The sequence below is a fragment of the Sphingomonas arenae genome, from assembly GCF_016924655.1.
In the GTDB taxonomy this organism is placed as follows: domain Bacteria; phylum Pseudomonadota; class Alphaproteobacteria; order Sphingomonadales; family Sphingomonadaceae; genus Sphingomicrobium; species Sphingomicrobium arenae.
The window spans coordinates 118741-131646 of the sequence record NZ_JAFFJU010000003.1 but is presented as its reverse complement, the minus strand read 5'-3'; the positions used below and the strand labels follow the sequence as shown (position 1 = coordinate 131646).

General features: G+C 67.4%; 12 protein-coding genes. 3 read left to right on the top strand and 9 right to left on the bottom strand.

Annotated features, from left to right (window positions below):
* Positions 1 to 28 precede the first annotated feature (28 nt).
* The 7 genes from JT720_RS14175 to paaA form a co-directional block, all read right to left on the bottom strand.
* Positions 29 to 1246: a 2-oxo acid dehydrogenase subunit E2 gene (locus tag JT720_RS14175; RefSeq protein ID WP_205481547.1), complete on the bottom strand. Its 1218-nt coding sequence runs from the start codon at positions 1244 to 1246 to the stop codon at positions 29 to 31.
* A gap of 1 nt (position 1247) precedes the next feature.
* A complete protein-coding gene (locus JT720_RS12045) occupies positions 1248 to 3290 on the bottom strand; it encodes an alpha-ketoacid dehydrogenase subunit alpha/beta (RefSeq protein WP_205481546.1) in 2043 nt (680 codons plus the stop codon).
* Positions 3283 to 4491 (bottom strand): amino acid aminotransferase, encoded by a 1209-nt coding sequence (locus JT720_RS12040; protein ID WP_205481545.1) that lies wholly within the window; start codon positions 4489 to 4491, stop codon positions 3283 to 3285. The genes JT720_RS12045 and JT720_RS12040 overlap by 8 nt, the downstream gene beginning before the upstream one ends.
* Positions 4492 to 4666: 175 nt before the next feature.
* Positions 4667 to 5743 (bottom strand): ferredoxin--NADP reductase, encoded by a 1077-nt coding sequence (locus tag JT720_RS12035; protein ID WP_336512009.1) that lies wholly within the window; start codon positions 5741 to 5743, stop codon positions 4667 to 4669.
* A complete protein-coding gene (gene paaC, locus JT720_RS12030) occupies positions 5737 to 6519 on the bottom strand; it encodes a 1,2-phenylacetyl-CoA epoxidase subunit PaaC (protein ID WP_205481544.1) in 783 nt (260 codons plus the stop codon). Before paaC ends, JT720_RS12035 begins: the two co-directional genes overlap by 7 nt.
* Before the next feature lie 135 nt (positions 6520 to 6654).
* Positions 6655 to 6936: a 1,2-phenylacetyl-CoA epoxidase subunit PaaB gene (gene paaB / locus JT720_RS12025; RefSeq protein WP_205481543.1), complete on the bottom strand. Its 282-nt coding sequence runs from the start codon at positions 6934 to 6936 to the stop codon at positions 6655 to 6657.
* Between the two features lie 210 nt (positions 6937 to 7146).
* Positions 7147 to 8148: a 1,2-phenylacetyl-CoA epoxidase subunit PaaA gene (gene paaA, locus JT720_RS12020; RefSeq protein ID WP_205481542.1), complete on the bottom strand. Its 1002-nt coding sequence runs from the start codon at positions 8146 to 8148 to the stop codon at positions 7147 to 7149.
* A gap of 53 nt (positions 8149 to 8201) precedes the next feature.
* Between paaA and paaG the strand changes: the two genes are divergently transcribed.
* On the top strand, positions 8202 to 8981 hold the full coding sequence (gene paaG, locus JT720_RS12015; RefSeq protein WP_205481541.1) for a 2-(1,2-epoxy-1,2-dihydrophenyl)acetyl-CoA isomerase PaaG: 780 nt from the start codon (positions 8202 to 8204) through the stop codon (positions 8979 to 8981).
* On the opposite strand, the gene lptB is transcribed toward paaG, so the two are convergent.
* Positions 8978 to 9736, bottom strand: coding sequence for an LPS export ABC transporter ATP-binding protein (gene lptB, locus JT720_RS12010; protein WP_205481540.1), 759 nt, complete (start codon positions 9734 to 9736; stop codon positions 8978 to 8980). The genes paaG and lptB overlap by 4 nt on opposite strands.
* A gap of 73 nt (positions 9737 to 9809) precedes the next feature.
* Positions 9810 to 10340: a CAP domain-containing protein gene (locus JT720_RS12005; protein WP_205481539.1), complete on the bottom strand. Its 531-nt coding sequence runs from the start codon at positions 10338 to 10340 to the stop codon at positions 9810 to 9812.
* Positions 10341 to 10487: 147 nt separating this feature from the next.
* Here JT720_RS12005 and paaZ point away from each other — a divergent pair, with 147 nt between their 5' ends.
* Positions 10488 to 12509, top strand: a complete 2022-nt coding sequence (gene paaZ / locus JT720_RS12000; RefSeq protein WP_205481538.1) for a phenylacetic acid degradation bifunctional protein PaaZ — start codon at positions 10488 to 10490, stop codon at positions 12507 to 12509.
* Positions 12510 to 12535: 26 nt separating this feature from the next.
* Positions 12536 to 12886, top strand: coding sequence for a YdeI/OmpD-associated family protein (locus tag JT720_RS11995; RefSeq protein ID WP_205481537.1), 351 nt, complete (start codon positions 12536 to 12538; stop codon positions 12884 to 12886).
* The last annotated feature ends 20 nt before the right edge of the window (positions 12887 to 12906 follow it).

Genomic DNA, 12906 nt, shown 5'->3' with positions numbered 1-12906 from the left:
AACGGCCGGGAGGGAGAGGCGTTGCCTTCTACGAGGGCCAGTTCTCAACTATTTCGACAAAGCGGCTCAGCCAGCGGTTGGTCTGGTGCCCGTCGACGACCCGGTGGTCGATGGTCAGCGTGACATAGGCCATCGGCCTGATGAGGATCGCATCGTGGCCATCGATGGTGCGAACCACCACGCGTTTCTCCAGCTTGCCGACCCCGAGAATTGCAGCCTGTCCCTGGTGGATGATGATGGGCGCCGCCAGCAGCGATCCCGACACGCCGTGGTTGGAGATGGTGAAGCTACCGCCCGACAAGTCTCCCCCGGTGAGCCGCCCCTCCCGCGCCCTGGTCGTCAGGTCGTCCAGCCGTGCCCCGATCTCCTCCACGCTTAGCGCGCCGACATCCCTGACCACGGGGACCACCAGGCCTTTGTCCCCCAATGCCGTGCCCACCCCGATGTCGATCGTCGGCGAGATGGCGACACGGTCCTCCATCCAGCGTCCATTGATCGCCGGGGCGACCGCCATCGCGCCGGCGGCCGCCTTGATCAGGTATGCGGTGTAGCTGAGCTTCGTCCCCCGCTCCGCCAGCGCTTTCTTGTGTGCGGCGATCGCGGAAAAGTCGGCCTCGAACAAGGCGGTGACGTGCGGTGCGTTCGAAACGGCGCGCACCATGTTCTCCGCGATCTTGAGCCGCATGCGATCATGCGGAATGTCCTGCGGGGCCCAGTTGCTCTCCGCGATGCGCGCCTGGGCGATCTGCCTCTGATCGGCTTCGACATGGCTGACGGTCGCCATCTCCACCGCCCGGTCCACATCCTCCCGCGTGATCCGCCCGTTACGGCCGGTGCCTCGGATCCGGGCCGGGTCGATCCCGTGCTGCTGAAGCGCACGGCGAACCGACGGGGACAAACGGGTCTCGGAGTTTTCTTCAGCGCTCACCCTGAGCTTGTCGAGAGGTGAAGGAGCACTTGCATCAGCAGACACTTCGACAGGCTCAGCGTGAGCGCTCGGCGAGCTTCTTCCTCCGTCTATCGAAATGCGCCCCAGCACTGCCCCGGGCACCGCCTCCGCATCGGTGTCGAGCAGGATCTCGGTGAGCACGCCGGCTGCCGGCGCCGGCACCTCCTGCGTGACCTTGTCCGTTTCGAGTTCCACCAACGGATCATTCTCCGCGACGGTCTCGCCCACTCTCTTGAGCCAGGCGCGGACGACCGCCTTGGTGCCCTCCTGCTCGTCGGGAACGCGAATTTCGATCACATCAGAAGCCCACCAAGCGGTCGATCTCCGCCCGAATTCGCATGACACTCGGCACCGTGGCTTCCAGCAGCGCGGGATGATGCGGCGAGGGGATGTCCGGCATCGTGACTCGCGCGATGGGCGCATCAAGGTCGAGGAACGCCTCGTCAGCCACCACCGCCGCAATCTCCGCGCCGAAGCCGCCGGTGCGGAGATCTTCGTGCACGATCAGGCATCGCCGGGTTCGCCGCACGCTCTCCAGCACGGTCTCGCGGTCCCACGGCATGAGTGTGCGCAGGTCGATCACGTCAGCGCTGACGCCCTCCGCCGCCGCCTCGCAGCGCGGGACCATCGCGCCCCAAGTGACGATCGTGATCCGGTCGCCCTCTCGGGTCTTCTTCGCCCGCCCGAACGGCAGGACGTAAGCGTCCCCCGGCCACGGACGCCGCGCCCAGCTGTCGTCCAGCATCGCGCGATGCTCGAAGAACAGCACCGGGTCGTTCCCGCGCAGCGCTCCGCGCAGCAGGCCCACCGCATCCTCCGCATTCGAAGGCACCGCCACCAGCCAGCCCGGATTGTGCACGAACTGCACCTCGTTGGTTTGGCTGTGCCAGGGATCGCCGCACTTGAAGAAGCCGCCCGGCACCCGCAGCACCATTGGCGCGGCGAAATGGTTTGCCGTCCGCCAACGCATCGTCCCGCAGTCGTTGATCTGCTCGGTCGCGGGCTCGGCATACTTGCGGAACTGGATTTCCGGCACCGGCATCAGCCCGGCGAGAGCCATCCCGACCGCTCGGCCGACGATCCCTTCCTCGTTGAGGCTGGTGTCGAAAACCCGCGAATGCCCGAACTTCTCCTGCAGCCCGAGCGTCACGGCGTGAACGCCGCCCTTGGGGCCGACGTCTTCGCCGAACACCAGGACCCGCGGGTTCGCCTCCAACTCCTGGTCCAGCACCCGGCGGATCGCGGTGACCATGTTGATGCGCTGGCCCTCGGGCCGGGGTTTGTCGGTAGCTTCCGCCTCCAACCCTGCGCGGCCGCCGACGTGCGCATGATCGCCCGAGAAGTACACGTTGAGTGCGACTTTTTCGACCGAAAGCACCGGTCGATTGTCGGATTCTTCCCGCGCGCGTTGCACTTCCCACTCAACGGAGCGCTCAATTTCCTCCCATTGCGCGTCGCCGATCTGCAGCGATGCACAATGCGCCTTGAGCCTGGGCAGCGGGTCACGCGCCCATTCGGCGGCAATCACTTCCTCCGACTTGTAGGTCTGCGTGTCCTGGTAGCTGTGCCCCTCCAGCCGCGGCACCGTTAGCCGCAGCAGCGCCGGCTTGCCGGACCGCACGTGCGCGATCGCGGCATCGACCAGCCGCGCCGCTTCGGCCGGATCCGTCCCGTCCCCGTTGAAGATCGTCAGCCCGGAAAAGCTCGCCAGGTTGGCGGCAATGTCCTGGCCCGGAGTCTGGTAGGTCGAGGGCACGGATATGCCGTACCCATTGTCCTCGACATACATGAGCAGCGGCAGTTGCTGAGTGGTCGCGATCGTCAGCGCCGACCAGAAGCCGCCGGTGGCGCAGCTCGCGTCACCGCCGAGCACGACCGCGATCGCATCGCCGGGCCCCTCACCCAACACCTCATGCTTGTATTTCGCGGCCTGCGCCCAGCCGACCGCGGGCGTATATTGCGCGCCGACGCCGCCGCTCATCGGCAGAGCGTGGCAGCCGCCTGGGTTGGGGTAGTTGAACACCACGCCGATATCGCGGCCGTCGCTGTACCCGCCAGCCCGTCCCATGCCGGAGCCCAGCGCATCGGCCAGCGGTACGCCGAGAGCCAACAACAGCGGCCGCGAGCGATAGTATCCGCATGCCGCATCGCCGTCCCGCAGCTTGAGGCCGAGCAGCACCTGCGCCATGTCGTGCCCGCGTGCGCTGAACTGGTACAGCACCTTCTTGGCCGGAACGAGCTCCTCTTCCTCGATCCGGTCCATTTCGCGACTGGTGAGGACCAGCCTGGCAACCTCCCGCCAGTCGGTATCAGTCGTAAACTGAGGGTCCGCCTCAGCCATGCGCGACTTCGCCGTCGAGCGCCTCGATCACTGCTGCGCAGAAGCGGTCGATCGCCTCGTCCGCGATGCCGACCACGTTGAAGCGCCCGCTGTCGGCCATATAGATCGCGTGCTTCTCACGCAGGCCGACTACCTGCTCCCGGGTCAGGGGCAGCATCGAAAACATGCCGTACTGGTCTGCGATGAAGGCCAGCCGCTCGTCGGATGAGGCGATCCGCTCCCGCACGGTCGCGATCCGCTGCCGCATTTCCTCCAGCTCGGCCTTCCAGTCGCCGGTCAGCGCCCCGTCCTGCAGCACCATCCGTACCGCGGCGGCCCCGTGGTCGGGCGGCATGGACCAGGCCTCCCGCGCCAGCTGAAGCAGATGCGCCATCGCCGTCGCGGTGGCCTCCTTGCTGCGCGTCTTCATGAAAAGGCAGCCGACCCGATCGCGGTAGACGCCGAAATTCTTGTCGCAGCTCTGGGCGATCAGCGCTTCGTCGCACGCATCGAGGATGACGCGCACCCCGTACGCATCCTCCTCCAGCCCGCGGCCAAGGCCCTGGTAGGCGATGTCGATCAGCGGCAGCAGCCCGCGCTCGGCAATCACGCGGGCGACCTCGTCCCACTCCTGCTCACTCAGGTCCGCGCCCGTCGGATTGTGGCAACAGCCGTGCAGCAGCACCACGTCCCCCGGGCGTGCGTCCTGCAGCCGCTCGAGCAATGCATCGACTCGAACCCCGCCTGTGTCGCGATCGAGGTGGTCATACTCCACGATCTCGAGCCCCGCCCCGCGCGCCATCGGGGGATGGTTCGGCCAGGTCGGAACGCCCATGAACACGCGCGCACTCGGGTCGGCCAGCCGGATGAGCTGGAAAGCGAGGTACAGCGCCCCGCACCCGCCCGGGGTCTGCAGCCCGGCGATCCGCTCGTCCGCGGCATGCGGCCCCAGCACGATGGGCTTCAGCAGCTCGGGGAAAATCTTGTCTCCCGCGCCGCCCAGATAGCCCTTGCTGTCCTGCGCTTCCCACAGCCGCCGCTCGGCTTCCTTGACCGCCCGAAGCACCGGCGTCCGCCCATCCGCATCGCGGTAGACGCCGACGCCCACGTCGATCTTCTCCGGCCGGCTGTCGGCATTGGCGAGCGCGATCAGGGCGAGCAGCGAGTCGCTCCTGACCGGAGGGAGGTCGGAGAGGCCGGGCGCAACGGTCTTGGTCAGCATGGGGTGCGCTCTAGCGCGTTCCCCCCAACTCGTCATCCCCGCCATCCTACTCGTCATCCCCGCGAAGGCGGGGATCCATCTCCCGTGATTTTTTCGCGCGTGAGCGTTTCAGGAGTTGGATTGGCTTGCCAGCCACTACGTTCCCCGCCTTCGCGGGAATGACGATGGCATAGTCTCAGGCATCATAATCGACCGCCACGCCCTCGCCCTTCGGCACGGACTGGCAGGTCAGGACATAGCCCGCGGCAATCTCCTCGTCGGTGAGGCCGTAGCGTGCGGCCATCGACACCTCGCCCGCCGTCACCCGCGCCCGACACGTGGCGCAGACCCCGGCCTTGCAGGCGAACGGCGCGGGCAGCCCACCTGCACGTGCGCTGTCGAGGATGTTGGTCCCGTCGAACGCCACCTTGCGCGTGCGCCCGTCGATCGTGACCGACATCTGCAAGCCCGAGGCCTGCTGCTGCAGTTGCGCCATCTCCGCCGCGAGCGCCGCCGACGGGCGACCGGCCGTGAAGCGCTCGATGTGGATGCGGTCATGCGCCACGCCGCGCTCCACCAAAGCCGCTTCCGCCGCGTCCATCATCGGGCCGGGACCACAGATGAACCAGGCATCCACCTCCGCCGCATCCGGCACGAACGCCGCGATTGCAGCATCGCAGGTCGACCGGTCCAGCATGCCGTTCAGCAGGTCGACGTCCCCCTCCTCGTCGCTGAGGAAGTGGAACAGCTCGAACCGGCCGAGATAGCGGTCCTTCAGCGCGGCGAGCTGCTCCAGGAAGATGATCGAGTTGGAGTCGCGGTTCCCGTAGAAGAGGGTAAACCGGCTCTGGCGCTCGGTCCCCAGCGCGGTGCGGATCAGCGACATGATGGGCGTGATCCCCGAGCCGCCGGCAAACCCGACATAGTGCCGCGCCTGCGCTGCATCGAAGTCCACCGTGAACGAGCCATGCGGCGGCATGACGTCAAGCGCGTCGCCGGGTTTCAGCTCCCGCGCGACCCAATTGCTGAACGCGCCGCCCGCGATCTGCTTGACGGTCACCATCAGGTCGCCGTCACTCGGCGCGGTGCAGAGCGAATAGTTTCGCCGCACCTCCTCGCCGTCGATGAAGGTCCGCATCGTCAGATGCTGGCCCGCGCGGAACCGGTATAGGTCCGCAAGCTCCGGCGGCACGGCGAAGCGGATCGAGCGCGCCTCGTCCGTCTCCGGCACCACTTCGGCTACCGTCAGGGTGTGGAAGTCCTTACTCACCACTTCGCGTCCGGGTAGGTGCGCGGCAGATATTGCATGATCGCGAGCAGGTGCCCGAGATGCTCGCTATGGTGTCCGCGCCGCCCTCCGAGGATGGGCCGCTGGTCCGCCGGCTGAGCCATCTTCGCCTCTTGCAGCACGGCTGCGATACTCGCGCGATATTCCTCCTCGAAGCTGCGCGGATCGACGGCCAGACCGCACCGGCAAGCCTCCTCCAGCTCCGCATCGACCTCGAACAGCTCCGGCACGAAGCGCCAGCACCAGTCGAGCCCGTCTGCCGTACGCCGCGCGCTCTCCTCGGTGCCGTCCCCAAGCCGGACCACCCACTCCCCCGCGAGCTCGCGATGATAGGCGACTTCCTTTACGGCCTTGGCGGCAATTCCCGCGAGCTGCTCGTCGGTGCCGACCGCTAGGCGCTGGTACAGCAGATGCTGCCAGGTCGAGAACAGCAGCTGGCGAACCATGGTCCTCGCGAAGTCGCCATTCGGCTGCTCGACCAGCAGGCAGTTGCGGAAGTCCAGCACGTCGCGCTTGAACGCCAGCGTATCGGCGTCACCCGCAGCGCCAAGCAGCAGCGTCGCCTGCCCGACGAGATCGAGCGCGAGGTTCGACAGGCTGAGATCCACCTCGACGCTTGGCGCATGCCCGCACCATTCGGACAGGCGCTGCCCCAGGATCAGGGAGTCGTCTCCCAGCCGCAGGACGTAGCCGGCGCGGATAGGATCGTGCGCGTCCGAGGGAGCGTCGAATGCGCCGTGAGGACGGGCCTGCTCGGCCATCGCAACGTCCTCGGGTCTAATGGGAGGTAGTGAGGGCATGGTCAGCCGTCATTGCGAGGACCGAAGCGACGAAGCAATCCAGTTTTCTGCGCGCGGCCGCACTGGATTGCTTCGCTGCGCTCGCAATGACGTAGCCTAGATATGCTTCACCTCGTCCGGGATGTCGTAGAAGGTCGGGTGACGGTACACCTTGTCCGCCGCCGGCTCGAACAGCTCGCCCGCTTGATCCGGGTCGCTGGCCACGATGTCGGCCGAGCGCACGACCCACAGGCTCACTCCCTCCATCCGGCGGGTGTAGGTGTCGCGGGCGTGACGCAGGGCGAGTTCCGCGTCGGGCGCGTGGACGCTGCCGACATGGCGATGCGCCAAGCCGCCCTTGGTGCGGACGAAGACTTCCCACAGCGGCCAGTCGGACATGCAACGCTCCTCGCGCTCACCCTGAGCCTGTCGAAGGGTGATCAAGCTGCGGTTAGCGCGGGAGAACACGCTTCGACAAGCTCAGCGTGAACGCAAGGTTGGGCGGCTAGTGCGGGTGGCGGGACACGCTTCGACAGGCTCAGCGTGAGCGCGACATTGGGCGGCTACGGCGGCGGAAGACGCTTCGACGAGCTCAGCGTGAGCGCGACGCTAGGCTGCCACTCGCTCCCGCCGCTTCGCCTCGTGCGCCGCCGCGGCTTCGCGGACCCAGGCGTTGCTCTCCCACGCCTCGCGCCGGGCGGTCATCCGCTCCCTGGCGACCGGACCCTCGCCGCGAACGACCGCGTAGAACTCGTCCCAGTCGATCTCGCCGAAGTCGTAGCCGCCCTTGTCCTCGTTCCACTTGAGATCGGGATCCGGCACCGTCAGGCCGAGATATTCCGCTTGCGGCACTGTGATATCCACGAACTTCTGGCGCAGTTCGTCGTTGGTTTCGCGCTTGATCCGCCAGCGCAGGCTCTGCGCCGTATTGGGCGAATTCTCGTCCGGCGGCCCGAACATCATCAGGCTCGGCCACCACCAGCGATTGAATGCGTCCTGCGCCATGCGCTTCTGCTCAGGCGTCCCGTTCGCCAGCTCCATCATCGCCTCATAGCCCTGGCGCTGGTGGAAGCTCTCTTCCTTGCAGATGCGCACCATCGCCCGCGCGTACGGCCCGTAGCTCGTGCGCTGCAGCGGCACCTGGTTCATGATCGCCGCTCCGTCGACCAGCCAGCCGATTGCGGCGATGTCCGCCCAGGTCAGCGTCGGGTAGTTGAAGATCGTCGAGTACTTCGCCTTGCCGGAATGCAGCGCCTCGATCATCTCCTCGCGGCTGGTGCCCAGCGTCTCGGCCGCGCAGTACAGGTACAGGCCGTGCCCAGCCTCGTCCTGCACCTTGGCGAGCAGGATGGCCTTGCGCCGCAGCGAGGGCGCCCGCGTGATCCAGTTGCCCTCAGGCAGCATGCCGACGATCTCGCTGTGCGCATGCTGGCTGATCTGACGCACCAGCGTCCGCCGGTACGCCTCCGGCATCCAGTCCTTCGGCTCGATGAACTCGTCGGCCGCCACACGCGCCTCAAACGCGGCCACCAGCGCGGAGTCTTCGGCGGGACCGATCGGCTTGACGTTGTCGGGCTTGCCCGGCTGCTTGGTGAGGTCGGTCGTGTACATGGGTGATAGATAGCCGTTGACCCGCGATGGTTCCACCCCGACGAAGGGCCGCCATGACCTACGACACGATCATCTTCGATCAGCGCGAGCATATCGCCCGCATCACCCTCAACCGACCCGACCGGCTGAACAGCTTCACCCGGCAGATGCATTCCGAGCTGCAGCAGGCGCTCGACGAAGCCGCCGACGCCCGCGTGATCATCCTGACTGGCGCCGGCCGCGGCTTCTGCGCGGGGCAGGATCTCAACGATCGCGCGGTCGCCCCGGGCCAAGCCGTCGACCTCGGCGAGACCGTCGAGGAAAGCTGGAACCCCCTGATCCGCCGCCTGTCTGACATGCCGCAACCGGTCATCGCCCGCGTCAACGGCGTCGCGGCCGGCGCCGGCGCGAACATTGCGCTCGCCTGCGACGTGGTGGTCGCCGCACGCTCGGCCAGGTTCATCCAGAGCTTCTCCGCGCTCGGCCTCATTCCCGACAGCGGCGGCAGCTGGCATCTGCCCCGTCTGGTAGGCCAGGCCCGTGCGCTGGGCCTCGCCCTTACCGGCGAGCCGCTCCTTGCCGACAAGGCCGCCGAGTGGGGCCTCATCTGGAAAGCGGTGGAGGATGACCAGCTCGACGCCGAAGTCGACGCCCTTGCCACGAGACTTGCCAGCCTGCCGCCGCTAGGTCTCGCCGCGATCAAGCAGCTGGTCCGCACTAGCTGGTCGCGCACCCTCGACCAGGAGCTCGACATCCAGCGCGACGAAATGCGCCGCCTGGGCTTCACCGAGGATTACCGGGAGGGCGTGGCGGCCTTCCTGGAGAAGCGTACCCCTAGCTTCCAGGGTCGCTAGAGCTTGAACGTTTCGCCGAGATAAAGCCGCCGCACCTCCGGGTCGGACAGGAGTGCGTCGCGATTGCCGCTGAACACCAGCGTGCCCTCGTGCAGCACGTAGGCCCGGTCCATGACGTCGTAGAGATCGTGCAGGTCATAGTCGCTGACCAGGACGCCCACGCCCTCTCCTTTCAATTGCAGCAGGAGCCGCCTGATCTCCGCCACTGCCAGCGGATCGAGCCCGCGAAACGGCTCGTCCAGCATCAGGATGGCCGGGCACGCCGCCATCGCCCGCGCCACCTCGCACCGCCGCCGCTCGCCGCCCGACAGGGTGGACGCGGGCTGGTCGCGCAGGGCGGACAGGCGAAAGGCGGCCAGCAAGCGCTCGAGGTCGGCCGACCGCTCCGCCTCCCCCTCGTTCAGCTCCAAGGCGAGGGCGATGTTTTCGGCCACGGTCAGCCCATGGAAGATGCAATCTTCCTCCGGCAGGTAGGACAGGCCCTTTCGCGCGCGCTCATCGGCCGGCCACTCCGTCACGTCCCACTGGCCCAGACGCATCCGTCCGGCATTATGCGGTGCCAGCCCGGCGATGGCCTGGAAGCACAAGGTCTTGCCCGCCCCGTCCCGCCCGAGCAGCGCCACCACTTCCCCCCGCTCCACGCGGAGGGACAGGTCGCGGAGCACCGCCCGCCCCTCGATCGTGAGGCTGAGGTCCTGCACCTCCAGCGAGGCAGCGGGCGCCTCGGCCCGTGTGAGAATACTTGCCTGGTCCATGTGCCTCCGCCCCGAACGCGTCGATAGCGGGGGCGTTGCCGCCTGGCCCGTCAGGACTTTCCCGAATGGTGCATCAGCAATCTTCCGGACAACGCCGGCCGTCCACGTTCCCTGGCGGCGAGTAGCGGCAGATGAGGTAGCTCCATTGCCGCCCGTCCGAGTGGATCGCGCAGCCGACGTGGGTGGTGGTCTTCCACACCATCTGCGTATAGTGCGCCACGTCCTTCCAGTTGCCCGTCCGGCTCACGTTCGGAAAGGCGCCGGGCAGCAGGTCGCGCTTTTCCACCACCCAGGTCCCGATCAGCCGATCGACGGATGTGTGGGCGGAATAATCCATCGCCAGGTTCTCGCGCTGCCCCGGCCGGCCCTCCCGCGGGGAATGAACCAGCCGGCCCAGCGACGCGAGCTGCGGGCCGTAGGACGCCGCTGCCTGCGCCAGAGCCGGGTCCCACTGCAAGGGAGGCGCGCCCACCGCCGCTCGCTCCCGGTTGTGCACTGCGAGCAGGGCGGCAGCCGCGTCGGTCGACGGGAGCGGCCACGCGTCGGCCTTCGTGGGCGCAAAGGTCAGCGCAAGGCAGGACAGGACGAGCAGCGCGGATCGCATGGCCGCTGGAGCCTAGGAGCCGATGGTAAGCACAGTCTGCCGGAACATGGTTAACACGCCCTCAGCACCTTGCCGCGGGCGCCGAAATGGACCGGAGGGCGGCTCCCCGCTAGGCTGCTTGCCGATCACCCAATCGACAGGACCACCATGAAGACCCCGCAGCTTCTGAACTATGCCCGTGACCGCTGGATCGCCGGGGAAGGGACTCTCGTCGAACTCCCTTCCGCGATCGACGGCTCGCCCGTCGCGGCGACCGGGTCCGGCGGGCTCGACTTCGCCGCCATGCTCGCCCACGCCCGCAATGTCGGCGGGCCGGCCCTGCGCAAGCTGACCTTTCACGAGCGCGCCCGCATGCTGAAGGCGCTCGGGCAAGCGATCATGGCCCGCAAGGAAGAGCTTTATGAGCTCAACTACGCGACGGGCTGCACCCGCAAGGACGGCTGGATCGATATCGAGGGCGGCGCGGGCACGCTCTTCTCCTTCTCGTCCAAGGGCCGGCGCGAGCTGCCCGACGCCTATGTCCTGCTCGACGGCCAGCTGGAGCCGCTGAGCAAGTCAGGCGCGTTCGTTGGCCAGCACGTCTTCACCTCGCTTCAAGGCGTCGCGGTCCACATCAACGCGTTCAATTTCCCGGTCTGGGGAATGCTGGAAAAGCTCGCCCCCACCCTGCTGGCGGGGGTCCCTGCGATCGTGAAGCCGGCCTCCCCCACCGCCTACCTGACGGAGGCGGCCTTCCGGATCATGATCGAAGCGGGAGTGCTTCCGCCCGGCGCGGTGCAGCTGATCGTCGGCCACGTCGGCGACCTGTTCGACCACCTCACCTGCCAGGATGTCGTCAGCTTCACCGGCTCCGCCCAGACCGCGATGAAGCTGCAGTCCCACCCGATCATCGCCCGCGAGTCGGTCCGCTTCATCGCCGAGCGGGACAGCTTGAACGCCAGCATCCTCGGCCCCGACGCGGCTCCCGGCACGCCCGAGTTCGACCTGTTCGTGCGCGAAGTCTGCACCGAAATGACCGTCAAGGCGGGCCAGAAGTGCACCGCCATCCGGCGCGCGCTCGCACCCGCCGAGTTCATCGACGCCGCCGAGGGCGCTATTCGTGAGCGCCTCGCCAACACGAAGGTCGGCGATCCGCGCGCCGAGGACACGCGCATGGGCGCTCTCGTCAATCGTGGGCAGCGCGAGGACGTGAAGGCGAAGATCGCCGAGATCGCCGCGGCCGGCGCTCGCGTGGTGGCCGGCGACCCCGAGGCTCAGGCCGGTCCGGACGGCGGCGCCTTCCTGAGCCCCGTTCTCCTTCGCGCCGATGATCCCTGGACCTGCGACGCGGCCCACGACGTGGAGCCGTTCGGCCCGGTCTCCACCCTGATGCCCTACAGCGACCTGGACGACGCCGTCCGGCTCGCGAATCGCGGCCGGGGCAGCCTGGCGCTGTCCATGTTCAGCCACTCACCCGAGGCGGCGCGCGACTTCGTCCTGGGCGCCGCGGCCTACCACGGCCGCATGCTCGTCATCGACCGGACCAACGCGAAGGACTCGACTGGCCACGGGTCACCGCTCCCGGTCCTCACCCATGGCGGCCCAGGCCGGGCGGGTGGCGGCGAGGAGATGGGCGGCATCCGCGGGGTGAAGCACTACATGCAGCGCACCGCTCTCCAGTCCTCGCCCGCGATGATCGCTGCCATCACCGATCAGTACATTCCGGGCGGTCCCAAGCACGTGGTCGAGACCCACCCGTTCCGCAGGCGGATGAGCGAGCTCATCATCGGCGACACGCTCCAGACGAAGAGCCGCACCGTAACGCTCGAAGACATCGAGCATTTTGCCCACTTCACCGGCGACACCTTCTACGCCCACATGGATGAGGAGGCCGCGAAGGCCTCGCCCATCTTCGAGGGTCGCGTCGCCCACGGCTACCTGATCCTGAGCTTCGGCGCTGGCCTGTTCGTCGATCCCGACCCGGGCCCTGTCCTCGCCAACACCGGCCTTGAAAACCTGCGCTTCCTCACCCCGCTCTACCCCGGCGACAGCATGCGGGTGGAACTGACCGTCCGGTCCAAGAGCCTCAAGAGCGAGGACACGGGCGTGGTTCGCTGGGCCGTCGAGATCTTCAACCAGAAGGATGAGCTGGTCGCCAGCTACGACCTGCTGACGGAGAATGTGCCCTGAGCTAAGGTCGCGCTCGGAGGTGGGCGATGGTGGAAACCGCTCTGCATGGAACTGTTCACACGGTGCCCGAGGACCTTCAGAGCGCCCTGCGCACCGACGAAGAGGTGCTGCAGCTCTGGCAAGCGCTGACTCCGCTTGGTCGCAACGAGTTTATTTGCTGGGTGGAGGACGCCAAGCAAGCCGGCACTCGCGCTCGCCGCATTGAGCGCACGTGCGAGGAGCTCAAGGAGGGTAAGCGCCGTCCCTGCTGCTGGGCAGGTTGCATTCACCGATCGGACAAGGCTCCAAGCCGATGGCAGCAGGCAGTGCTAATCGACAAGGCTCACCGTCAACCGACTAAACGGTCGTACCCATCTCGGACGAACGACGAGCGGTGATATCTGGGCCGGCGCGTAAG

Coding starts and splice junctions, on each gene's coding strand:
- JT720_RS11995 (WP_205481537.1), top strand. CDS start 12,536: ATGGTGGAAACCGCTCTGCATGGAACTGTTCACACGGTGCCCGAGGAC.
- JT720_RS12040 (WP_205481545.1), bottom strand. CDS start 4,491: ATGCTGACCAAGACCGTTGCGCCCGGCCTCTCCGACCTCCCTCCGGTC.
- paaC (WP_205481544.1), bottom strand. CDS start 6,519: ATGGCCGAGCAGGCCCGTCCTCACGGCGCATTCGACGCTCCCTCGGAC.
- paaA (WP_205481542.1), bottom strand. CDS start 8,148: ATGTACACGACCGACCTCACCAAGCAGCCGGGCAAGCCCGACAACGTC.
- paaB (WP_205481543.1), bottom strand. CDS start 6,936: ATGTCCGACTGGCCGCTGTGGGAAGTCTTCGTCCGCACCAAGGGCGGC.
- lptB (WP_205481540.1), bottom strand. CDS start 9,736: ATGGACCAGGCAAGTATTCTCACACGGGCCGAGGCGCCCGCTGCCTCG.
- paaG (WP_205481541.1), top strand. CDS start 8,202: ATGACCTACGACACGATCATCTTCGATCAGCGCGAGCATATCGCCCGC.
- JT720_RS12005 (WP_205481539.1), bottom strand. CDS start 10,340: ATGCGATCCGCGCTGCTCGTCCTGTCCTGCCTTGCGCTGACCTTTGCG.
- paaZ (WP_205481538.1), top strand. CDS start 10,488: ATGAAGACCCCGCAGCTTCTGAACTATGCCCGTGACCGCTGGATCGCC.
- JT720_RS12045 (WP_205481546.1), bottom strand. CDS start 3,290: ATGGCTGAGGCGGACCCTCAGTTTACGACTGATACCGACTGGCGGGAG.